This window comes from Serratia sp. TMDUHS_CL (assembly GCF_037137105.1).
GTDB lineage: Bacteria > Pseudomonadota > Gammaproteobacteria > Enterobacterales > Enterobacteriaceae > Serratia > Serratia nevei.
In genome coordinates, this window is sequence record NZ_JBBBDV010000012.1 from 40306 (window position 1) to 63080 (window position 22775).

A 22775-nucleotide genomic window follows, 5' to 3' on the forward strand; every position below is an offset into this window, starting at 1 on the left:
GTGTGTTATTTACACAAAATGAGTGCAGTTAAAGTATTTTCGGCCAATTCCTGCCAGGTCACAAGAACCAAGTCGCGGATCGCCGGCGCGCTTTATACCATAAACCCGCTGCAGACACCAACTTTTGTTGCTTTGCGCCGGGCATCGGGAAATGAAATTTGGCAGCCTCCGGCCGGGCTGATACCATAAGTCACTGCTTCTTATTGTCGACGATAACGACACCTGCGGACGAATTTCATGGCAATCTCAATTAAAACACCTGATGACATCCAAAAAATGCGCGTGGCCGGCCGCCTGGCCGCCGAAGTGCTGGAAATCATCGAGCCGCACGTCAAACCTGGCGTGACCACCGGCGAACTGGACCGTATCTGTCACGAGTACATCACCAACGAGCAGCAGGCCATTTCCGCCTGCCTCGGCTACCACGGCTTCCCGAAATCCGTGTGCATCTCGGTGAACGAAGTGGTGTGCCACGGCATCCCGAGCGATGACAAAACGCTGAAGGACGGCGACATCGTCAACATCGACGTGACCGTAATTAAAGACGGTTTCCACGGTGACACCTCGAAGATGTTCATCGTCGGCAAACCGACCATTCTGGGCGAGCGCCTGTGCCGCGTCACTCAGGAAAGCCTGTATCTGGCGCTGAAGATGGTCAAGCCGGGCATCCGCCTGCGCACCCTGGGCAAGGCTATCCAGCAATTCGTCGAGGCCGAGAAGTTCTCCGTGGTGCGCGAGTACTGCGGCCACGGCATCGGCGAAGTGTTCCACGAAGAGCCGCAGGTGCTGCACTATGATGCCGATGACGGCGGCGTGGTCCTGCAGGCGGGCATGGCCTTCACCATCGAACCGATGGTCAACGCCGGTGACTACCGCATCCGCACCATGAAAGACGGCTGGACGGTAAAAACCAAAGATCGCAGCTTGTCGGCGCAGTATGAGCATACTATTGTGGTCACTGATAACGGCTGCGAGATAATGACGTTGCGCAAGGATGACACCATCCCCAACATCATTACGCACGAGATGTAAGCACCGCGGCGAACGCCGCGTGCAGAATATCACCAGGCCGGCTTTTGCCGGCCTTTTTTATGGGCTGCGCACTATGTCTGACAATCTCCTTCAACAAGCGGCCCCGGCCGTGCCGATGCCGCCCGCTTCCCCTAGCACCTACGGCAACGACGAGCTCACCTGTCCGGTGCTGAAACAGCGGCTGGAGCAGTTCCAGCTGTGGCTGGCGGCAGCGTTCGACGCCGGTGCCAGCGCCGAAAGCCTGGTGGCGGCGCGCAGCGACTTCATCGATCGCCTGCTGCGCCGGCTGTGGACCTTCTACGGCTTCGAAGATATCCCGGAAACTGCGCTGGTGGCGGTCGGCGGCTACGGCCGCGGCGAGTTGCACCCGCTGTCGGACATCGACGTGTTGGTGCTCAGCCAGCGCCGGCTGACGGAACAACAGTCGCAGCGAGTCGGCGAATTCATCACCCTGCTGTGGGATCTCAAGCTGGAAGTGGGCCACAGCGTGCGCACCCTGGAAGAATGTCTGCTGGAGGGATTGGCGGATCTGACCGTGGCCACCAACCTGATCGAATCGCGCATGATCTGCGGCGACGTCGCGCTGTTCCTGCAGATGCAAAAACATATCTTCAGCGACGGCTTCTGGCCCTCGCCGCAGTTTTTCCACGCCAAGGTCAACGAACAGCAGGAGCGCCACCAGCGCTACCACGGCACCAGCTATAACCTGGAGCCGGATATCAAAAGCAGCCCTGGCGGCCTGCGCGACATCCACACCCTGCTGTGGGTGGCGCGGCGCCACTTCGGCGCCACCTCGCTGGACGAAATGGTCGGCTTCGGTTTCCTCACCCAGGCCGAGCGCAACGAGCTGAACGAGTGCCAGAGCTTCCTGTGGCGCATCCGTTTCGCATTGCATCTGGTGCTGCCGCGTTACGACAACCGCCTGCTGTTCGATCGCCAGCTCAGCGTGGCGCAGCTGCTGCGCTATGAAGGCGAAGGCAACGAGCCGGTCGAACGCATGATGAAAGACTTCTACCGCATGACGCGGCGCGTCAGCGAGCTGAACCACATGCTGCTGCAGCTGTTCGACGAAGCCATCCTGGCGCTGGACGCCACCGAGAAGCCGCGCCCGCTGAACGACGATTTCCAGCTGCGCGGCGATCTGATCGATCTGCGCGACGAGACGCTGTTTATCCGCGAGCCGCAGGCCATCATGCGCATGTTCTACCTGATGGTGCGCAACCGCGAGATCAAGGGCATTTATTCCACCACCGTGCGCCAGCTGCGCCACGCACGCCGCCATCTGAAACAGCCGCTGTGCACCATTCCGGAAGCGCGCGATCTGTTTATGGCCATTCTGCGCCATCCCGGCGCGGTCTCGCGCGCGCTGGTGCCGATGCACCGTCACAGCGTGCTGTGGGCCTATATGCCGCAGTGGGGCAAGATCGTCGGCCAGATGCAGTTCGACCTGTTCCACGCCTATACCGTCGATGAACACACCATCCGCGTGCTGCAAAAGCTGGAGAGCTTCGCCGATGCGCAAACCCGGCCACGCCATCCGCTGTGCGTAGAGCTGTACCCTCGCCTGCCGCACCCGGAATTATTACTGTTAGCGGCGCTGTTCCACGATATCGCCAAAGGGCGCGGCGGCGATCACTCGATCCTCGGCGCGGAAGACGTGGTGGAGTTCGCCGAACTGCACGGCCTTAACTCGCGCGAAACCCAACTGGTGGCCTGGCTGGTTCGCTGGCACCTGCTGATGTCGGTCACCGCGCAGCGCCGCGATATCCAGGATCCGACGGTGATCCAGCAGTTCAGCAGCGAAGTGCAGAGCGAAACCCGCCTGCGTTACCTGGTGTGCCTGACGGTGGCGGATATCTGCGCCACCAACGAAACCCTGTGGAACAGCTGGAAGCAGAGCCTGTTGCGCGAGCTGTACTTCGCCACCGAGAAGCAGCTGCGCCGCGGCATGCAGAACAGCCCGGATCTGCGCGAACGCGTACGCCATCACCGCCTGCAGGCGCTGGCGCTGCTGCGCATGGACAACATCGACGAAGAGGCGCTGCACCGCATCTGGAGCCGCTGCCGCGCCGACTATTTCCTGCGCCACTCGCCGAACCAGCTGGCCTGGCACGCCCGTCACCTGCTGGCCCACGACTCCACCCAGCCGCTGGTGCTGGTCAGCCGCCAGGCGACGCGCGGCGGCACCGAGATCTTTATCTGGAGCCCGGATCGCCCCTACCTGTTCGCCGCCGTCGCCGGCGAGATGGATCGCCGCAACCTGAGCGTGCACGACGCGCAGATCTTCACCAACCGCGACGGCATGGCGATGGACACCTTTATCGTGCTGGAGCCGGACGGCAGCCCGCTGGCGCAGGATCGCCACGCGGCGATCCGCCAGGCCTTGCTGCAGGCCATCACCCAGCGGGAGTACCAGCCGCCGCGCGTGCGCCGGCCTTCTTCCAAGCTGCGTCATTTCAGCGTGCCGACCGAGGTGACCTTCCTGCCGACCCACACCGATCGCCGCAGCTACCTGGAGCTGATCGCACTTGACCAGCCCGGCCTGCTGGCGCGGGTGGGCGAAGTGTTCGCCGACCTGGGGCTGTCGCTGCACGGCGCGCGCATTACCACCATCGGCGAGCGGGTCGAGGACTTGTTTATCCTGGCCGACGGCGAGCGACGCGCGCTCGATCAGGAAACGCGCAGAAAGTTGGAGCAACGGTTGACAGAGGCCCTCACCCCAAACGATAAAATGTGATACAAGTAACTTTTTACCGACAACATCAGGAAAGAGAACAGCATGCAGCAATTACAGAACGTTATTGAAAGCGCCTTCGAGCGCCGTGCGGACATCACCCCGGCGAACGTAGACACCGTAACGCGCGAAGCGGTAAACCAGGTGATCGGCCTGCTGGACAGCGGCGCCTTGCGCGTCGCCGAGAAGATCGACGGTCAATGGGTCACCCATCAGTGGCTGAAGAAAGCCGTGCTGCTCTCTTTCCGCATCAACGACAACAAGGTGATGGACGGCGCGGAAACCCGCTACTACGACAAGGTGCCGATGAAGTTCGCCGACTACGACGAAGCGCGCTTCCAGAAGGAAGGTTTCCGCGTCGTGCCGCCGGCCACCGTGCGCCAGGGCGCGTTCATCGCGCGCAACACCGTGCTGATGCCGTCTTACGTTAACATCGGCGCCTACGTCGACGAAGGCACCATGGTCGACACCTGGGCCACCGTCGGTTCTTGCGCGCAGATCGGCAAAAACGTTCACCTGTCCGGCGGCGTCGGCATCGGCGGCGTGCTGGAGCCGCTGCAGGCCAACCCGACCATCATCGAAGACAACTGCTTCATCGGCGCGCGCTCCGAAGTGGTGGAAGGCGTGATCGTGGAAGAGGGCTCGGTGATTTCGATGGGCGTATACCTCGGCCAGAGCACCCGTATCTATGACCGCGAGACCGGCGAAATCCATTACGGCCGCGTGCCGGCGGGTTCGGTGGTGGTTTCCGGTAACCTGCCGTCGAAAGACGGTTCTTACAGCCTGTACTGCGCGGTGATCGTCAAGAAAGTCGACGCCAAAACGCGCGGTAAAGTCGGCATTAATGAGTTATTGCGCACTATCGACTAAATTGAAATAGCGGGTGATTCACCCGCTATTTTTTTGTCTGCGTTTCGCTGGCAGTCACAGTCGCAGATCTCGCTTTCCGCCATAATTGCAGTCGTGGAATATAACGATCACATCTAAAGAGGGCGCAGTATGTACGATAACTTGAAGAGTTTGGGCATCAATCAACCGGAAGACGTCGATCGCTATAGCCTGCGTCAAGAGGCCAACAACGACATCCTCAAGATCTATTTCCGCAAGGACAAAGGCGAGTTCTTCGCCAAGAGCGTGAAGTTCAAGTACCCGCGCCAGCGTAAAACCGTGGTGGCGGACAACGCCGGCCAGGGCTACAAGGAAATTCACGAGATCAACCCGAACCTGCGCTACGTGATCGACGAACTGGATCAGCTGTGCCAGCGCGATCAGGTGGAAGTGGATCTGAAGCGTAAAATCCTCGACGACCTGCGCCATCTCGAAGGCGTGGTGTCGCACAAGATTGCCGAGATCGAAGCCGATCTGGAAAAACTCACCCGCGGCAAATAATGCGGATCGGTTGACCCGCATCATCGCCAAGGCGCCCTTTCGCGGCGCCTTTTTACTTTACGATTGCAGCAGCGTACCCCACTGCTCGACCCACGGGCAGGCGGCCACTTCCGGCTCCGGCTGTTCCATCGCATCGATCTCCAGCACTTCGCTGACGCGGGTGGCACCCTGCTCTTGCAGCAGCGCGTCGAACGCGCGCCCGGCGCCGCAGAAGTTGTCATAGCTGCTGTCGCCGAGGGCGATCAGCCCATAGCGCAGCTCCGGCTGGTAGCCGACCTGATCGCGAATGGCGTGGAACAGCGGCGCGATGCTGTCCGGCAGATCGCCCTGCCCGGTGGTGGAGGTGATCACCAGCGCGTAGTGCTGACGATAAAACTGCCAGGCCTCCAGCGTGCCCTCTTCGAACAGTTTGACCTCATGGCCCTGCTCGCTGAGGATGTTTTGCGCCTCTTCCGCCACCAGCAGCGAATTGCCGTAGACCGTTCCCACGAAGATACCAACCTGAGCCATGGCTCCTACTCCCTTCATTACCTTTAAAAATTGTCAGCTATCCTGACCGTTAGCCGCGCTAAACTCAACCCCGGCAAGTTCAGGGAATACCCCCGCCCAGCCGAACTGCGCCATCACCCCTTGCCAGTCTTCGTCCCAGCGCGCCGTCACCCGCAGCGGCTCGCCGGTCACCGGGTGCGTCAGCTGCAGATGACTGGCGTGCAGCATCAGACGCGGGCAGCCGAAATGCAGCGCCATACCGCGGTTCTGCCGCAGATCGCCGTGCTTGCTGTCACCGATGATCGGATGGCGAAGATGCGCCATGTGGCGCCGCAGCTGGTGCTTGCGGCCGGTTTCCGGCTGCAGCTCCACCAGGCTGTAGCGCGCGCTGTCGTAGCGGCCGACGGCCACCGGCATCTCTACCTGCGCCAGCGGCCGGTAGTGCGTCACCGCCGGCTGCGGTCCCTTATCGGCATCGGCATGTTTATCGGCGATTTTGTCCAGCTCCGCCGTCAGCGGGTAGTCGAGGGTCGCCCCCTCCTGCACATAGCCGCGCACCACCGCATGGTAGGTTTTCTGCACCTGATGCTGCTCGAACTGCTGCGAGAGCAGGCGCGCCACCTCGCTGGAGAGCGCCATCAGCAGCACGCCGGAAGTCGGGCGATCGAGACGGTGCACGGTAAAGACGTGCTGCCCGAGCTGATCGCGCACCGTCTGCATCATAAAGCGAGTTTCATGACGGTCCAGCCAACTGCGGTGCACCAACCAGCCCGACGGCTTGTTCACCGCCACCAGGTGTTCATCCTGATACAAAATCTCAATCACATCGCTTTCCCAGGTAAATAGCCGTTTCGGGCGCGAGTATAACAGGCGTGCGGCTCAGCGCTAGTTCACCCATTCGATGGTCACCAGGCGCGTATCGGCGCGGCCGCGATCGTCCACCGCCCGAATACGGTAGCGCCCGTTGTTGATCGGCCGCCAGTCGATCGGCTTTTTGCTGGCGCTGCTGCCGAGATAGATATCGTCGACGAACCAGTACACCGTCTTGCTGTCGGCGTCCGTCACCGCGTTGAAGGCTATTTTATCTCGCCCCTGCTGCGACTGGCGCAGGGTATAGGTGGTGTTTTTCAGCGGCGAAGTGATGCGCGGCGCGTTGCCGCCGACGGCGACGCCGTTGTCCTTGCAGCGATTGACCGGCGGCGCCCGTTTCGGCAGCCCGGCCTGGGCGAACACGTTGGCCAAATCGGAAGGCCAGAACTCAAAGATTTCGGTGCGGGTCTGCGCCGCGTCATACGGCGGGCAGACGACCTCGCCGCTGTGAATATCCAGCACCACCGGCCGATAGACGCTGTCGACCTTGATCGGCGACTTGCCGGGAATGAACCAGGTCTTGCCCTTCTGCTGGCACCATGGCGTGGGCAGATCGCCGCTGGCGAGACAGATCTCCACCCGCCGCAGCCGTTGGGGGAACGGGTGCTTCGGTTCACGCAGGCCAGGATAGCTGGCGTTGACGCTGTCGATGATGTTGAAGAACAGCGGCGCTGCCGCCTCGGCGCCGACCAACGCATTGTTGCCGCGCCCGTCGAAATTGCCCTCCCACACCACCAGCACGTAAGGGCCGAAAATCCCGACGCTCCAGGCGTCGCGAAAGCCCCACGAGGTGCCGGTCTTCCAGTACACCGGCAGCGAAGAAGAACGCTGTGCCAGCGTATCGCCCGGCCGCCGGTGCTGGCGCAGCATATCCAGCGTAATGAAACTGGCCTCCTCGCTCAACAGCCGAACCGGCGTCGATTCGGCCTCGTTCAGCTGCATGCGCAGCGGCCGCAGCTCGCCGCGGTTCGCCAGCAGCGCATACAGCTTCGCCAATTCCTGCGCCGTCACCTCGCCACCGCCCAGCACCAGCGACAGCCCGTAGTGGCTCTCACTGGCCATATTGGCCACGCCGGTCAGACGCAAAAACTGATAAAAGGTCGGCTGGCGCAGCTGCGAGGCGACATACACTGCCGGAATGTTGCGGCTGAAATTCAGCGCATCGGTGGCGGTCACCGGGCCGAGAAAGCGCCGGTCGAAGTTTTCCGGCGCATAGGCGCCGAACGACGAAGGCACGTCTTTCAGGATGGTCATCGGATGCAGCACGCCCTGCTCCATGCCCAGCGCGTAGATAAACGGCTTCAGCGTCGAACCCGGCGAGCGCTTGGCGTTGGTACCGTTTACCTGCCCCTGGATCGGCCGATTGTAATAGTCCGCCGATCCCACCAGCGCACGCACCCCCATATCGCGGCTGTCCACCAGCAGCACCGCGGCGTTTTGGATGCCGCGGCTGCGGTTGCGGGCGATAAACGCGTTGACCTGCCGCTCGACCAGCCGCTGCAACCCGGCGTCCAGCGTGGTATCGACGCGCGTATCGCGCTGCACCAGTTGCTGCGTCTGCAGCCGTAGCTGCTCGATAAAGTGCGGCGCAATATAGGGCACTTGCTCAGGCTGCCGCAGCGCCAGCGGCAGGCGGAACAGCGTTTGCTGGCTGGCGTCGGTGGGGTAAACCCGCTGCCAGCGCTGGAGCAGACGGTTGCGCGCCTGCGTCAATGCAGCGCCGAGCACGCCGGTTTTCGGCTCCAGACGGTAGCTGGGCGACTGCGGCAGCACCGCCAGCGTCAGCGCCTCCGGCAGGGTCAAATCCTTCGGCGACTTGGCGAAATAGATCAGGCTGGCAGCGCCGATGCTTTCGATGTTGCGGCCATAGGGGGCATAATTCAGGTAGGCTTCCAGAATATCGTGCTTGGAGTAGCTGAGCTCCAGCTGCACCGCGCGCAGCACCTGCAGCAGCTTGCCGCCCGGCGTGCGGGTGTTGAGATGCCAGCGCATGCGCGCCAGCTGCATGCTGATGGTCGACCCGCCCTGCATTTTGCCGCCGGCGACATAGCTGCGCCAGAAGCCACGCATCAGACTAACGGGGTTAAAGCCGGGGTTGTAGTAGAACCAGCGGTCTTCGTGCAGCAGCAGCCCACGCACCGCCAGCGGCGACACCTGCTCCAGCGGGGTCCACAGCCGGTAGCGGTCGTCGTTGGCCAACGTGATACGCAGCAGCGCGCCGTGCCTGTCGTAATAGACGGAAGACTGCGGCAGCCCCTGCCACAGGGGCGGATGCGGCCACAGCCGAATCGCGGTCAGCAGCAGCGCCAGTAAAAACGCCGCCATCAAGCCGTTTTGCAGCACGCGCCCGGTCAGGATCTTCATACGTTATCACCGCCCCGGCGCCAGACGCTGGCCTGGCGCCGGATCCGGCCTAGTCGTTGCCCGCCGGCACCACCACCAGCTTGCCACCGCCGGCCGACATGGCCTGCACTTCTCGGTCATACATGGCTTCGCCATAGGCCGGTGGAATAATAAAGCTGCCGGTATTGGTGGCCTTGATCTGATAGACGAACTCCTGCACCTCGGTGCCGGCGCTGCCGTAGATAATCACCCGATCTTCACGGATATCGCTGTAATCCGGCGCCCAGGTGGAGCCGGTAGCGGCCAGCGGCGACTGCCAACCGCCGCGGCCTTCGCTCTCCTCGCCGGCGTCGGCCGGTTCCGGCGGCGTCTGCTGCACCACTTCGAACCCGCCCGGCAGCAGATCGACGATCGCCAGGTTGCTCTGCCCCTCTTTCGAGTTGGCGCGCACCTTCAGATGGACGTTGATCTTCTGCCCCAGCGTCACCTGCGTTACCGGTTTGCCCTGTTCGTCGGTGTAATCGCGAACGATCTCAATCCCGCGCGACAGCGCTTTTTGCGGCGCATTCAGGTCGTAACCGGCCTGCGTCACCACATACCAGGCCGGCGCATTGCCGCCGTTGGTGAAGCGCACAGCGGTAGCATCGGCGTTGAACTGCCCCTGCACGAACACCCCCTGCAGCTCACTGATGCGCTGCGGCTCGCCGCCGGCTTTGCCTACCTGCACGACGCCCAAGGCATCCGCATTGGCGGATTGCGCCGCCACCTGGGCCGAATAGCTTTCCAGCGCCAGAATGCTCATCGCGGAAGAGTAGGTGGTGTAACGCTCTTCTTTCAGCGCCTTGACCATATTCTCCAGCACCTGCGGCGGGATCGACGCCACTTTCTCCGGGAAGTGACGGGTAATCAGATACAGCCGAGTCGCATCCTGCACCAGCGGATCGAAATAATTCTGCGTCCACCAGGCACTGTCATACGCCTTGCTCAGCTGCTGCCAGCTCGGTTGCAGCAACGCGGCGGCTTCGTCGTCCATCTTCAACAAGCGGTAAGAAGAAGCCAGATACAGCGCACTCAGATCGGTTTTCCACCCTTCGCCATAGCGTTTTTGCAGCGTATCCTGCACCGCCGCCAGCGAGTTGGTGGTCACTTCGCCCTGCAGCGTCAGCAGGTAAACCGCCCAGCTGCGCAGGCGCAGCAGATACAGATCGTCGAATCCGCTGGCCGCCAGCTCGCGCAATGCGCCGTTGGCCTCGTCCAGCATGCCTTCCGGCAGGGCGTAGCCCGCCGCTTTGGCTTCGAGCAGATACTGCACCACATAAGGCGTGACGAAAGGATCGGCATCCGGCGACGAACGCCAGGCGCCGATCGCCCCGCTGTCGTTCTGGCGCGCGCGCAGCACGCCAAGCAGGTTGCGCAGCTGCTTGCTGACTTCCGCCTGGCTCAGGCTGCTTTTCATCTCTGGGTGGCGGCTCTGCAGCATCAGCGGAATGGAGCGGCTAACGATCTGCTCGGAACAGTAATACGGGTAATCCGCCAGGTATTGCGCCAGCCCGCTGGTCAGCACCAGCGGCGAATTCGACACCGCCGCCCGGCGCTGCGCGAAAGCGTCGAACATCTGGCGCAGGCCATCGACGTTCTGGCTGCTGCCGCTCATGCGCCCCATCACCGACTGGGTGCGGTACGGCGCCGCCGGCCGCACCGAGGTGCTGACGGTGCGGCGGCTGGCCTGATCGCCGTAACGGGCGTCGAACACCAGCGGCGCATCGCCCAACGCGGATTTGGCGCGCAGACGGAAAGTGATCACACCCTCGCGTTTTTCCGCCAGCGTCAGGCTTTGCGTCGCGTTGCCCACCACCTCCAACTGCGGCGGCGGCGTCAACAGAACGTTGATGGCCACCGACTGGCCGTTCAGCCCTTCGAGGTTGTTGCTGACGCCCACGCTGACGTCGAACTCGTCGCCCGGCGCCACCATCGCCGGCACGTTCGGCGTCATGATGAAGTTGTCGCGCACCGTGGCGGCGGTTTGCGCCTTGCCGATTTTCTCCGGCGTCACCGAAATCGCCATCACGCGGATCTTGCCGTTAAAGTAGTCCGGCACCGGGTAGACGAACTGCTTCTCGCCGCTGACCTCGGTAATGCCGGACCAATAGGCCACCGGCTTGTCGCGTTTGCGCTTGAACGGGTTGAGGTTGAGATCCAGCCCTTCGCCCGCGTCGCCGCCCGGCGCCGCGGTCAGCGCCATCAGCTTGCTGAACTCCGGCAGGATCAGGTCGAGGATCTGCGAGCTGCTCACGTTCAGTTCACGCTTGCTGAAGAAGAACTCCAGCGGATCCTTCAGGCGGTAGCGCGCCACCTGCAGAATGCCCTCATCGACGGCAAACAGCGCCACCTGCTGCGGCGCGTCGGTCTTGACCGTCATCGTCAGGTTTTCACCCGGCTTGATGACTTCCGGCGCCGTCACCTCGAGGCTGTTTTGCCGCGCCTGGGTACTGATCTTGAACGGCATCACGCCATAGCTCAGCGGGCTCATGAAGATTTCACTGGAGTTGATGTCGCGCACGAACTGCACGTTGATGTAGCCGTTGCCCTCCATGCCGGCCGGCACGCGGATCTTCTGCACCGAGCTGGTGGTATCGGTGTGGAACCACTGCCAGGCGTAAACCTTGTCCTTCTCGATGGTGATCAAGCCGCTACCGGTATAAGGCGCGTTGATCGCCACCTCAATCTCCTCGCCCGGCTGATATTCCGCCTGGTTCAGTTTCAGCTTCAGTTCGGCGTTGCGATCCAGCGAACGGCTCAGGTTGGCGTTGCCGGCCACGCTGTAGGCGACTCGGTTGAGCGTTTTGCCCTGCGCATCTTCAATCACCAGCACGAAGTCGCCCGGCTTATCGGTCGCCAGCCGCAGATCCGCGCCCTGCTCGCTCAGCGCCAGCGGCTGTTCCGACAGCTGCACTTCCTTCATCTTCGACTGGTATTTGTAAACGCCCGAATCCTGTTTGGTCAGCACCGAAATGTATTTCTGTTCGATCAGCACCTGTTTCAGGTTCGGCATGGCGATCTGCTGCAGATTCGGATCGATGGCGATCACGTTCAGATGCCGCTCCGCGTCGCGGTTGATGTAGCCCAGATCGCCGTCCGCCTTCACCCCAATCAGGTAATCGTAAGGCGAAACCAGCGTGCGGGCGGTAGCCGCCACCGAGCGCCCGCCGCCGGCGACGAACGCCTCCGACAGCAGCTGCAGCTGATAGGTGGCGTCGGCGTAGGATTTCAGATCGAGCGGGATTTCGGCCGCGCCGTGCTCATCGGTGGTGCGATCTTCCAGCTCGGTTTCGAACCCGTCGCTGTTTTGCCGGTTTTCATAGAACGCATAATCCGGGAAGCGATCGAAGCTCGGATACATCGGCCGCAGCGTCAGCCTGGTGGTCACGCGGCGATCCTGCGCCGGGGTACCGAACAGGTTCTGCACATCGATGCTGGCCTTCAGCTCGGACGGTTTGACCCAGCCTTGCTGGCGATTCGGCGTCAGCGCCAGCTTCACTTTCAGCTGATCCGGCTCGAACTCCTTCACATTGACCGCGGTATGGCCGAGCAGCGTGGAGGTATCGTTGTTTTTGCCGATCAGATACAGATAGACGTTCCACTCGCCGGTGGGCGAGTTTTCATCGGTGGTATAGCTCAGCTCGTTGAAACCGCTGGCGCCCAGCGTCAGCGGCACGGTGGTCATCAGCTTGTCGCGCGGATCGCGGACTTCGGCGCGCACCGGCACGCCGGCCAGGCCAACGCGCCAGTCGGCGGCGCGGGTGATCAGGCCAATATTGAAAGTATCCCCCGGTCGATAAACGCCGCGATCGGAGAACAGGTAGCTGCCGAGCGTGCGCGGATCGGTCGGCGTTTGCTCCCCGGCGACGTCGAAGCGCGAGAAGTCCAGCCCGCGATCGTTATAGCTGCCGGTCGGCAGGAAGGAGACATCCCCTTCCTTTTCCACCAGGAACATCACCGGCTGGCGCTCGTTGGTGTACACGTCGAGCGCCGGGAAACGCACGTGGCCGTCGGCCCCGGTGGTTTGGCTGAGCAGCGTCACGCCGTTTTTGGCCACTACCGACACGTTGGCGCCGCTGACCGGCGCGCCGCTTTGAATCGACTGCACGAAGACGTCGCGCGTCTTATCCTGCGAGCTCTTGGCGACGATGCCCAGATCGGTCACCACCACAAAGCGCGAATCGCCGACGTCGGGCTGATCATCTCCGGTGCTCTCGTCCGGTTCCTGTTCTGGCTCGGCACCCGCCTCTTCCGCCGCCGGTTTCCGGTTCGGCTGCCATTCAGACAGCGTCAGCAGGAACACCCCGCGATGCGAACTGGCGTTGGTGGAGAGATAACGGGAGAGATCGATGCCCTGATAGTTCACTTCCCCCGGTCGCTCGTTATTGAGCGCCGTCTGGTATTTGAAATGCTCGGTGAAATACTCATCATTGAGCCGGTTGAATTCCGTGGACGAATATTCCCGGCTTTTGAAGGAGACGATGTGCTGCAGCTGGCTCGGGATCACCCGCTTGATGTCCAGCCGCAGGCCCGCCACGTTGCGCGCCGCCACGCTGATCTGTTTGTCGCCGTTGACCGACAGCAGCGAGCCTGCGGACATGAACTGCAGCGATTTCGGGAACTCCGGCACTTCGACCACCCGATAAACCTTCTTCGGCATTTTGTAACCGCCGACGGAGACCAGTTGGTTGTCTATCTCGATCAGCACGAAGCGGTGCGCCGGAGCTTCAAAGCGGAAGCTGAACTGCGGCTGGTAGGCCTCTTCCGCCTCGTTAAGCGTCAATGGCAATGCCGTCGCCTGCGCCAGCACGTTTTTACCGACGCTGTCGACCGTCCATTGATAGAAATCTTCGGCATCGTTGGCGGCCTCGGCATCGTTCGGATCGTGCTGCGGCAGCAGCCAGGCTTTGGTGGCCCGCGCCAGCTCTTTATCCTTCACCGCATCGCTGAAACCGACCACCAGCGCACGCTGCCCTTGGCCGCCGTCGGTATCCACGACCTGGGCACTGGCGTCGCTCAGCGCTAGACTGTACAGCGTCGGGACTTTGACCCAGTTGCTTTTCGCCTCTTCGACCGCATTGCCGGCCGCCGTCGATTTGACGCCCTTGCCGACGGTCAGATGCACAGCGCCGCCCTGATCCAGCGCCTGCAGCGGCTCGGAATGCACCCAGGCGTTCAGTTTTTTCTCGTCATAGACCAGAGAGAAGTTCAACTTTTTCTCGGAGGAAGTGCTGCCTTCTTTCAACCCCAGCGAAATCTGTTTTTCAAAGCTGGCGACGTCGACCGGCGCGTTGAACTTCAGATTGAAAATCGCGCTGCGTTTCTGCGCATCTTGCGGATCGCGGTAATACTCAGCCTGCCCCAGGCGGTAATCGAACGCGGGCACGGTGAAGGCATAGCGGGTTTTGGCCAGTTTGATCTGCGGTGCCAGCAGGGTGGCGGGCTCAAGGGTCACGTCATACTTCGCGCCCATCGGCAGCGGCTTTTTCGGCGTGAACAGCAGCGTCGACTCATTGCTCCATGCCCACTGCCCTTCCGCCGTCGGCTTCAGAGTGATGCCGGCGCTCACGGTTTTACCCACTGCGGCGATCGGCGCGACCGACCCGCTGAAGGTCAGGCTCACCGTTTGCGGCACCTGCCGGGCGGCGGCGTAATCTATTGGCTCGGGGTTGGCAAGCGATGCGCTGACCTCCTGAACCACCATCGGTGCAGGTTCGATAGGCTGAGGCCGGTTTTGCCACCAGTGCCAGCCGTAAAATGCGCCGCCTGCGGCGCCAGCCAACAGCAACAGGCCTAAACCGATCGCTTTCGGGTGTTTATCCACGCCGCTTTCGAGCCGCAAGAAACCGCGCGGCAGCGCAGCCCACCAGGCCGGCGCACGCCAGCTGAGGTTGCCGACCAGCGGTCTCAGCAACCGCCCCAACAGCGACAACACCCCACCCAGCAGGCGACAAACGCCCTTAACCAGGGTAAAAGGCAAACGCAGGATAAACCTTAATAAATCCATTATTGCAGCACCTCATCATCCTAATGCAGCCCCCGGTCAACCGCCGCGGTTCAACCGAGCCGAAAGACACCGTCGGCTCTCCTGCCCGGCATCCGCGCGAGTACTCTACACTGCCGGGCGGCAAAAATCTGCGCGCCGCCGGCGAATTACGGCTCTTTATTCAACATCAAATCCAGCTGTTGCAGCAGCACCAGCAGCGGCAGGCTGCTCGGTTCACGATCTTTCAACGCCTCTTCGAAATAAGGCGTGATGGCGAAGCGCGTCGGCAGCGGCGCTTCGGCGTCCAGCAACGCATACATGCGCGGCAAGAACACCCACTGCAGCCAGGCTTCGGCCGACATGCTATCGATGCAGAACGGCTCGGTGCTGGAGAAAGCCTCATGATCAGGCGGCGCGGCCTGCCACAGCGCCAGATCGCGCATGGATTGTTCAATCGCCTGCAAACTGCGGCGCACCTGGTTATGTATACTCATCTGCATTCCCGATCTCTTGTCATCATGGTATTCAGCGCGCTGGCTGAAAGGCGGCAAAGCATAGCATTTTTATAGCCCAAATTCGGCGCGCCTGAGACAGCTCACCGTTTTTATCTGGTGGCGTTCGCCGCCGCGCGGCACAATAGGCCCACCGAATTCACCACACAGATAAAGATTCATGTCCGTAATAACAGAGAAAAAAAACCACGCGACGCCCGGTAAGGCCATGCTGGCTTCGGTCACCGGTTATGCCATGGACGGGTTTGACCTGCTGATCCTCGGCTTTATGCTGCCGGCCATCAGCATCGAATTGGGATTAACCTCATCGGCCGCCGGTTCACTGGTCACCTGGACGCTGATCGGCGCGGTGCTGGGCGGCGTGATTTTCGGCCACCTCAGCGATCGTTTCGGCCGTATCCGGGTGCTCACGATCACCATCCTGATGTTTTCCCTGTTCACCGGCCTGTGTGCCGTGGCGCAAGGGTATTGGGATCTGCTGGCCTATCGCACCCTGGCGGGCATCGGGCTGGGCGGCGAATTCGGCATCGGCATGGCGCTGATCGCCGAAGCCTGGCCGGCGGAGAAGCGCAACCGCGCTTCGGCTTACGTCGGCATGGGCTGGCAATTGGGCGTGCTGGCGGCCGCCTTCCTGACGCCGCTGCTGCTGGAGCATATCGGCTGGCGCGGCATGTTTTTGGTCGGCCTGCTGCCGGCGCTGGCGTCATTCCTGATCCGCCGTACCCTGGGCGAGCCGGAAGCATTCGTGCGGCAGAAAGATGCCGGGCAACCGCTCTCCTTCCTGCAGCGTTTGCGCCTGCTGTTTAAGGATCGCGCCACCAGCAGGGCCAGCATCGGCATCTTCATTCTCTGTTCGGTGCAGAACTTCGGTTACTACGGCCTGATGATCTGGATGCCGACTTACCTGGCGAAAAACTTTGGCTTCTCGCTCACCAAATCCGGCCTGTGGACGGCGGTGACGGTGGTCGGCATGACGTTCGGCATCTGGCTGTTTGGCATGCTGGCCGACCGCTTCGCCCGCTGGAAGATCTTCGTGCTTTATCAGATTGGCGCCGTGGTGATGGTGATCGGTTACGCCCAGTTGAGCGACCCGACGCTGATGCTGTTCGCCGGCGCCGTGATGGGCATGTTCGTCAACGGCATGATCGGCGGCTACGGCGCGTTGATTTCCGATACCTATCCGGTGCAGGCGCGCGCCACCGCGCAGAACATCCTGTTCAATCTGGGGCGCGGCGTCGGCGGCCTGGGGCCATTGGTGATCGGTGCGCTGGTGACGCAGGTGTCGTTTACCGCGGCCATCAGCCTGCTGGCGGCAATTTACCTGCTGGATATCTACGCCACGCTGTTCCTGCTGCCGAAAAAACAGGGCGCAGGCGATACGCTGGGCGCGATTGGTTAACGCTGAAGAGGGATTAAGGCGGGGCGCACGCGCAGCGGGATAAAACAAAAAGTTGGGGGCACTGCGTTAACAGTGCCCCCGGTTCGTTTTATAGCTATCCCGCTACACAGCGTGCTCCCTGCTCAATCCTTGAAAACTTTTCCTGCGGCCATCCTGACCAAGTGGTCCTTGCATCATCCTGCAGCATCGTCCTGACGCGGTTCCTCAGCCTTCCTGACCCGCCGACAGTCCTGTGCCGGCTCTCAATCTCCGTCCTGGAGGTGTCCCTGGTTTCTATCCTGAAACATCCTGGGCATCTCCTGACGCCATCCTTCGCTCTTGCCTGAGCGCATCCCTTTCTTCTTCCTGAAGCTGCATCATCCTGATGCTTTCCTGCTCCGCCGGTTCCGTTCCGGTAACGATAAGATCGCTTAAATTCCCCGGAATCACAAGGGTTTGGGAGGTGTCTCACACTAAATTAAGACTAAGAGTTATCCTAAAGAAATTCTAACCAATTGATCTGGATAACAATAATCTCATAGCCTGGAGAAAGGCGGGAAAAATTAAGAGCGATCTCTCACAGGCCGTGTGAGAGATCTCTCACACGGGCGACGGCGAATCCGTCGCGATTCAGTCCAACACCGGGCGCAGCGCATCGAGGAAATTCCCCAGCGTCGCCGCCAGCAGGGTGCGCTTATCGCTGCCGAATTGTTCCAGCACCACGTTGCCGCTGACGTTGCACAACGACACCATCGTCATCTCGGATTCGGTGGTCGCCAGGAACAGCGTTGGCGACAGCTTGAGACGTTTTTGCGTCACCAGATGGCCGATCAGGTTCTCCTGCAGGCGGATAAAATCCTCTTCGCTCCAGACCTGCAGCAGGCTCAGGCGATGCTCGCCGAACTGCGCGCTCATGTCACCGGCGTATTGCTGCGTGTAGAAGCGGTGCGCATCCGGCTGCAAACGCAGCTCCAGCGCGGTTTCTACCTTTTCCAGCGTCGCCGCCGGTTCGAAAGGCCGCGGCAACCACAGCACTTCGTCCTCGCGGTTCTCCACGATGCAGGGCGACGGCACGCCGTACAGCGCCTGGCTGGCCGGCGCGTGGCCGCGCTCTTGCTGCCACAACTCGACATAACGTTGAGTGAATTCACGCAGAGCGTGCGATACATCATGGTCCATATTCTTTCTCGCATACGTTAAACTGACAGCCATTGTACCTATCTCTGACCGAGGTGACAGCAGATGTCCTCATATCAAGACCACCAGGCCCTGTCGGGGCTGACGCTGGGCAAACCCACCGCCTACCGCGATCGCTACGACGCCGCGCTGCTGCAGGCGGTGCCGCGCAGCATGAACCGCGAGCCGCTGGGCCTGTATCCCGATAACCTGCCCTTCCACGGTGCGGACATCTGGACGCTGTACGAACTCTCCTGGCTGAACGCCAACGGCTTGCCGCAGGTGGCGGTCGGTGAAATCAGCCTCAACGCCGACAGCCTGAACCTGATCGAATCGAAAAGCTTCAAGCTGTACCTCAACAGCTTCAACCAAACCCCGTTCGCCGATTGGGAAACGGTGCGCAGCACCCTGCAGCGCGATCTGTCCGCCTGCGCCCAGGGCGAAGTCAGCGTCACCCTGTTCAGCGTCGAGCAGTTGGAAGGCACGCCGATCGCCCGCCTGGCCGGCGACTGCATCGACCAGCAGGATATCCGCATCGACAATTATGAGTTCAACGCCGACTACCTGCTGAACGCCGCCGGAGAAGAGGTGGTGGAAGAGCGCTTGGTCAGCCACCTGCTGAAGTCCAATTGCCTGATCACCCATCAACCGGACTGGGGCTCGGTGCAGATAAGCTACCGCGGCGGCAAGATCGATCGCGAAGCGCTGCTGCGCTATCTGGTCTCCTTCCGCCACCACAACGAATTCCACGAGCAGTGCGTCGAGCGCATCTTCAACGATCTGATGCGCTATTGCCGGCCGCAAAGCCTGACGGTCTACGCTCGCTATACCCGCCGCGGCGGGCTGGATATCAACCCGTGGCGCAGCAACGTCGCGTTCGCTCCCGAGCACGGCCGCCTGGCGCGCCAATAAGTGCGAAACATTGCTCAACAACTGAGCTAACGAGCGGTTTGTGTTGGTAAAAGCACAGGGACGGCGGTAAGGTTAAAACGAGGCTGCGGCCGGGCAGAGCGCCCGCTTCGCCGCAGCACGCCAACCATAACGAGATGCTGTTTTGCTGCGTATGGATTACTACCGCCCCGCACCGGGTGCAAAGGAGTTACCTTGATTACACACATCAGCCCGCTTGGCTCTATGGATTTATTGTCGCAGCTGGAAGTAGACATGCTGAAGCGCACCGCCAGCAGCGACCTGTACCGCCTGTTCCGCAACTGTTCGCTGGCCGTGTTGAACTCCGGCAGCCAAACCGACAACAGCAAGCAGCTGCTGTCGCGCTATGAAACCTTCGATATCAACGTGCTGCGCCGCGAGCGCGGGGTGAAGCTGGAGCTGGTCAACCCGCCGGAAGAGGCGTTCGTCGACGGCCGCATCATCCGCTCGCTGCAGGCCAACCTGTTCGCCGTGCTGCGCGACATCCTGTTCGTGCATGGCCAAATCGCCAGCGCCGGCCGCTTCCAGCACCTGAACCTGGAAAACTCGGCCCACATCACCAACCTGGTGTTCTCGATCCTGCGCAATGCACGCACGCTGCATCTGGATGAAGATCCCAATATGGTGGTGTGCTGGGGCGGCCACTCGATCAACGAAAACGAATACCTGTACGCGCGCAAGGTCGGCAGCCAGCTGGGCCTGCGCGAGCTGAACATCTGCACCGGCTGCGGGCCGGGCGCCATGGAAGCGCCGATGAAAGGCGCCGCGGTCGGTCACGCGCAGCAGCGTTACCGCAACAGCCGCTTCATCGGCATGACCGAGCCGTCGATCATCGCCGCCGAGCCGCCTAACCCGCTGGTCAACGAGCTGGTGATCATGCCGGACATCGAAAAACGCCTGGAAGCCTTCGTGCGTATCGCACACGGCATCATCATCTTCCCGGGCGGCGTCGGCACCGCCGAAGAGCTGCTGTACCTGCTGGGTATCCTGATGAACCCGGAGAACAGCGAACAGGTGCTGCCGCTGATCCTGACCGGGCCGAAAGAGAGCGCCGACTACTTCCGCGTGCTGGACGAGTTCATCATGAACACGCTGGGCGACGCGGCGCGCCGTCACTACACCATTATCATCGACGATCCGGCGGAAGTGGCGCGGCAGATGAAGCAAGCCATGCCGCTGGTGAAGGAAAACCGCCGCAACACCGGCGATGCCTACAGCTTCAACTGGTCGATCCGCATCGCGCCGGATCTGCAGCTGCCGTTCGAGCCGACCCACGAGAACATGGCGAACCTCAACCTCTATCCGAACCAGCCGCCGGAGCAATTGGCCGCCGCGCTGCGCCGCGCGTTCTCCGGCATCGTGGCCGGCAACGTGAAGGAAAACGGCATCCACGCCATCGAGCAGTTCGGCCCGTACAAGCTGCACGGCGAACCGCAAATGATGAAACAGATGGACAGCCTGTTGCAGGGCTTTGTCGCCCAGCACCGCATGAAACTGCCGGGCAGCGCCTATGTGCCCTGCTACGAAATCGTCGCCTGACCCTCAATCCCGGGCGGCGTAACGGCCGCCCTGTTTTTTCTGACCTTATTGCCCATGATGATACACCTACTGATTGTCGACGCCCTGAACCTCATCCGCCGCATTCACGCCGTGCAGGGCTCCCCTTGCGTCAACGCCTGCCGCCACGCGCTGCAGCAGCTGATCCAGCACAGCCGTCCGACCCACGCGGTCGCGGTATTCGACGAGGACGATCGCAGTGACAGCTGGCGCCACCAAATTCTGCCGGACTACAAGGCCGGGCGCTCGCCGATGCCGGAAAACCTGCAGCAGGAGATGCCACAGCTGCGCGAGGCCTTCGCCGAATTGGGCGTCGTCAGCTGGCATTCTCCCGGCAACGAGGCGGACGATCTGGCGGCCACGCTGGCGGCGAAGGTCGCCGGCGGCGGCCACCAGGTGACCATCGTCTCCACCGACAAAGGCTACTGCCAGCTGCTGGCGCCGAACGTGCAGATCCGCGATTACTTCCAGAAACGCTGGCTGGATATGCCCTTTGTGCAGCAAGAATTCGGCGTGCAGCCGCAGCAGCTGCCGGACTATTGGGGGCTGGCGGGGATCGGCAGCAGCAAAATCCCCGGCGTGGCGGGCATCGGGCCGAAAACCGCCGTGCTGCTGTTGCAGCAGTCGGGCAGCCTGGACGAGCTCTATCAGCACCTGGAGCAGGTGCCGGAGAAATGGCGCGGCAAGCTGGAGCAGCACCGCGAGCTGGCCTACGTCAGCAAACAGGTCGCCACGCTGCGCACCGATCTGTCGCTGGACGGTAACCTGCAGCAGCTGCGCCTGCCGATACAATAAGGGCACTGCAAGCAGCGCCCTTTATCAGGCTTAACGCGATTAATCGCGCTCGTCGCGCCGGCCAGGCACCGCCGACCACATGCGGCGCACGTGTACGGTGATCTCTTCGCGGTCGTGATACAGCTGCTTGGCGTGCACTTCGACGCTGATGCCGGCGGAGCCCAACGCTTCGCGGATGCTCGTCAGGTTTTGCGACACTTCCTCATAGCGTTTTTTCATCGGCAGTTTGAGGTTAAAGATCGCTTCGCGGCACCAGCCTTTCACCAGCCACTGAATCATCAGGCTGGTCACCTTCGCCGGTTTCTCCACCATGTCGCACACCAGCCAGTAGATCTTGCTGCTGTTTGGCTCGAACTTGAAGCCGTCGGCGCGGTGGTGCGTCACCTGGCCGGTTTCCATCAGGCTCGGCGCCATCGGGCCGTTATCCACCGAGTGCACCATCATGCTGCGTTTCACCAGCTGATAGGTCCAGCCGCCCGGGCAGGCGCCCAGATCGACCGCATGCATGCCGCTGGCCAGGCGTTCATCCCACTCGTCGGCGGGGATGAACACATGGAACGCCTCTTCCAGCTTCAGCGTCGACCGGCTCGGCGCATCGGCCGGGAAGCGCAGACGCGGAATGCCCATATAGAACGGCGAGTTGTTATTGCTGTAGGAGTAACCGACGTAGCAGCAGCCCGGCGCGATGAAGAACACGTGCACCACCGGGCGGGTCGGGTTCTCGCGCGCCATCAGCACCTTCTGCTCGCGCATCGCGGCGCGCAGCGGCACCGTCAGCTTGCGGCAGAATTTCATCAGCTCTTTGCTTTCGTTGGTGTCCGGCACTTCCACCCGCAGCTCGCCGCCGCGATCAACCACGCCGATCAGCATGCCGACGATCGGCGATACCCGATCTTCCGGCGGCAGATCGCGCAGCAGCTCGCCCACCACGATCATCTGGCGGGCGAAAATCAGTTCGCGGAACGGAATTTCCCGCGCCAGCCGGTCGGCGTCATCAGGCTGGTAGCATTCGAACAGCACGTAGCCGCTATGCTCTTTTACCCGCGCAAAGCCGTAAATCTCCAGTTGGGCGGCCTTGTCGGTGATCTCCGCCGCACACTCTTTCTCAAAACCGGGACGGCAGTACAACGCAATCTTATTCATGGCGCTCGGCCTTTTTCCTCAGACGCAAAGCGCCAATCAACATCAATATCCAGCCGATCAGGAAGCACACGCCGCCAACCGGCGTGATGTATACCCAAACCTTCAGGTGCGACAGCGCCAGACAATATAGGCTGCCGCTAAACAATACGGTACCGAGCGCCAGCAGCGCCCCGCTCCAGTAAAACCACAGGCTCACGCGGCGCTGCATCGCGACCGCCAGCGCCAGGATGGCCAGGGTGTGGAACCCCTGATACTCCAACCCGGTGCGGATCCAGGCCATTTCGTTGGCGCCGAGCGTACCGCTCAGCACATGCGCGCCGAATGCGCCCAACGCGACAAACACAAAGCCGCTGATAGCGGCGAAAACCAGCATGGAACGGCTGCTCATCGTGATCTATCCCA

The 22775-nt window shown here is 61.8% G+C and carries 16 protein-coding genes; 8 read left to right on the forward strand and 8 right to left on the reverse strand.

Features of this window, described 5'->3' with window-relative positions; all coding sequences use genetic code 11:
- Window positions 1-237: 237 nt before the first annotated feature.
- The 4 genes from map (at window position 238) to WCL58_RS19820 (ending at window position 5155) form a co-directional block, all read left to right on the forward strand.
- Window positions 238-1032 carry a type I methionyl aminopeptidase gene (map, locus tag WCL58_RS19805; RefSeq protein WP_004931936.1) on the forward strand — a complete coding sequence of 265 codons (795 nt, stop codon included), beginning with the start codon at window positions 238-240 and terminating at the stop codon, window positions 1030-1032.
- Between the two features lie 73 nt (window positions 1033-1105).
- Window positions 1106-3769, forward strand: a complete 2664-nt coding sequence (glnD, locus tag WCL58_RS19810) for a bifunctional uridylyltransferase/uridylyl-removing protein GlnD (RefSeq protein ID WP_047730854.1) — start codon at window positions 1106-1108, stop codon at window positions 3767-3769.
- 42 nt (window positions 3770-3811) lie between these two features.
- Entirely contained in the window at window positions 3812-4636 is an 825-nt protein-coding gene (dapD, locus tag WCL58_RS19815) for a 2,3,4,5-tetrahydropyridine-2,6-dicarboxylate N-succinyltransferase (protein ID WP_004931932.1), read from the forward strand.
- Window positions 4637-4765: 129 nt separating this feature from the next.
- Entirely contained in the window at window positions 4766-5155 is a 390-nt protein-coding gene (locus WCL58_RS19820) for a DUF3461 family protein (RefSeq protein ID WP_004931929.1), read from the forward strand.
- Window positions 5156-5212: 57 nt separating this feature from the next.
- Here WCL58_RS19820 and WCL58_RS19825 read toward each other — a convergent pair whose 3' ends face one another.
- The 5 genes from WCL58_RS19825 to WCL58_RS19845 all read right to left on the reverse strand — a co-directional run bounded on the left by WCL58_RS19825 (window position 5213) and on the right by WCL58_RS19845 (window position 15376).
- On the reverse strand, window positions 5213-5665 hold the full coding sequence (locus WCL58_RS19825; RefSeq protein WP_033654121.1) for a flavodoxin: 453 nt from the start codon (window positions 5663-5665) through the stop codon (window positions 5213-5215).
- Between the two features lie 33 nt (window positions 5666-5698).
- Window positions 5699-6469: a tRNA pseudouridine(65) synthase TruC gene (gene truC, locus WCL58_RS19830; protein ID WP_336851510.1), complete on the reverse strand. Its 771-nt coding sequence runs from the start codon at window positions 6467-6469 to the stop codon at window positions 5699-5701.
- A 60-nt stretch (window positions 6470-6529) separates the two neighbouring features.
- Window positions 6530-8878: a penicillin-binding protein 1C gene (pbpC, locus tag WCL58_RS19835; protein ID WP_336851511.1), complete on the reverse strand. Its 2349-nt coding sequence runs from the start codon at window positions 8876-8878 to the stop codon at window positions 6530-6532.
- 49 nt (window positions 8879-8927) lie between these two features.
- Complete coding sequence (locus WCL58_RS19840) at window positions 8928-14903, reverse strand: alpha-2-macroglobulin (RefSeq protein ID WP_336851512.1); 5976 nt, start codon at window positions 14901-14903, stop codon at window positions 8928-8930.
- 146 nt (window positions 14904-15049) lie between these two features.
- Window positions 15050-15376, reverse strand: a complete 327-nt coding sequence (locus tag WCL58_RS19845; RefSeq protein ID WP_033638567.1) for a YqcC family protein — start codon at window positions 15374-15376, stop codon at window positions 15050-15052.
- Between the two features lie 178 nt (window positions 15377-15554).
- Here WCL58_RS19845 and WCL58_RS19850 point away from each other — a divergent pair, with 178 nt between their 5' ends.
- Window positions 15555-16793, forward strand: a complete 1239-nt coding sequence (locus WCL58_RS19850; RefSeq protein WP_087763679.1) for an MFS transporter — start codon at window positions 15555-15557, stop codon at window positions 16791-16793.
- Between the two features lie 609 nt (window positions 16794-17402).
- On the opposite strand, the gene syd is transcribed toward WCL58_RS19850, so the two are convergent.
- Window positions 17403-17951, reverse strand: coding sequence for a SecY-interacting protein (gene syd, locus WCL58_RS19855; RefSeq protein ID WP_038878762.1), 549 nt, complete (start codon window positions 17949-17951; stop codon window positions 17403-17405).
- Window positions 17952-18014: 63 nt separating this feature from the next.
- Here syd and queF point away from each other — a divergent pair, with 63 nt between their 5' ends.
- The 3 genes from queF to xni all read left to right on the forward strand — a co-directional run bounded on the left by queF (window position 18015) and on the right by xni (window position 21230).
- Window positions 18015-18860 (forward strand): NADPH-dependent 7-cyano-7-deazaguanine reductase QueF, encoded by an 846-nt coding sequence (gene queF, locus WCL58_RS19860; protein ID WP_147840322.1) that lies wholly within the window; start codon window positions 18015-18017, stop codon window positions 18858-18860.
- Window positions 18861-19052: 192 nt separating this feature from the next.
- Complete coding sequence (ppnN, locus tag WCL58_RS19865) at window positions 19053-20417, forward strand: nucleotide 5'-monophosphate nucleosidase PpnN (RefSeq protein ID WP_336851513.1); 1365 nt, start codon at window positions 19053-19055, stop codon at window positions 20415-20417.
- Window positions 20418-20471: 54 nt separating this feature from the next.
- Window positions 20472-21230, forward strand: coding sequence for a flap endonuclease Xni (gene xni / locus WCL58_RS19870; protein ID WP_336851514.1), 759 nt, complete (start codon window positions 20472-20474; stop codon window positions 21228-21230).
- A 39-nt stretch (window positions 21231-21269) separates the two neighbouring features.
- Here the strand turns inward: xni and rlmM are convergent, their stop codons facing one another.
- Both rlmM and WCL58_RS19880 read right to left on the reverse strand, forming a co-directional pair.
- A complete protein-coding gene (gene rlmM, locus WCL58_RS19875) occupies window positions 21270-22373 on the reverse strand; it encodes a 23S rRNA (cytidine(2498)-2'-O)-methyltransferase RlmM (RefSeq protein ID WP_336851515.1) in 1104 nt (367 codons plus the stop codon).
- A complete protein-coding gene (locus WCL58_RS19880; protein ID WP_025160235.1) occupies window positions 22366-22761 on the reverse strand; it encodes a DUF423 domain-containing protein in 396 nt (131 codons plus the stop codon). The genes rlmM and WCL58_RS19880 overlap by 8 nt, the downstream gene beginning before the upstream one ends.
- Window positions 22762-22775: the final 14 nt, after the last annotated feature.

Bases quoted from the DNA above. Each gene is read 5' to 3' on its own strand.
- map (WP_004931936.1), top strand. From the start codon at position 238: ATGGCAATCTCAATTAAAACACCTGATGACATCCAAAAAATGCGCGTG.
- glnD (WP_047730854.1), top strand. From the start codon at position 1,106: ATGTCTGACAATCTCCTTCAACAAGCGGCCCCGGCCGTGCCGATGCCG.
- dapD (WP_004931932.1), top strand. From the start codon at position 3,812: ATGCAGCAATTACAGAACGTTATTGAAAGCGCCTTCGAGCGCCGTGCG.
- WCL58_RS19820 (WP_004931929.1), top strand. From the start codon at position 4,766: ATGTACGATAACTTGAAGAGTTTGGGCATCAATCAACCGGAAGACGTC.
- WCL58_RS19825 (WP_033654121.1), bottom strand. From the start codon at position 5,665: ATGGCTCAGGTTGGTATCTTCGTGGGAACGGTCTACGGCAATTCGCTG.
- pbpC (WP_336851511.1), bottom strand. From the start codon at position 8,878: ATGAAGATCCTGACCGGGCGCGTGCTGCAAAACGGCTTGATGGCGGCG.
- WCL58_RS19840 (WP_336851512.1), bottom strand. From the start codon at position 14,903: ATGGATTTATTAAGGTTTATCCTGCGTTTGCCTTTTACCCTGGTTAAG.
- WCL58_RS19845 (WP_033638567.1), bottom strand. From the start codon at position 15,376: ATGAGTATACATAACCAGGTGCGCCGCAGTTTGCAGGCGATTGAACAA.
- WCL58_RS19850 (WP_087763679.1), top strand. From the start codon at position 15,555: ATGTCCGTAATAACAGAGAAAAAAAACCACGCGACGCCCGGTAAGGCC.
- syd (WP_038878762.1), bottom strand. From the start codon at position 17,951: ATGGACCATGATGTATCGCACGCTCTGCGTGAATTCACTCAACGTTAT.
- queF (WP_147840322.1), top strand. From the start codon at position 18,015: ATGTCCTCATATCAAGACCACCAGGCCCTGTCGGGGCTGACGCTGGGC.
- xni (WP_336851514.1), top strand. From the start codon at position 20,472: ATGATGATACACCTACTGATTGTCGACGCCCTGAACCTCATCCGCCGC.
- rlmM (WP_336851515.1), bottom strand. From the start codon at position 22,373: ATGAATAAGATTGCGTTGTACTGCCGTCCCGGTTTTGAGAAAGAGTGT.
- WCL58_RS19880 (WP_025160235.1), bottom strand. From the start codon at position 22,761: ATGAGCAGCCGTTCCATGCTGGTTTTCGCCGCTATCAGCGGCTTTGTG.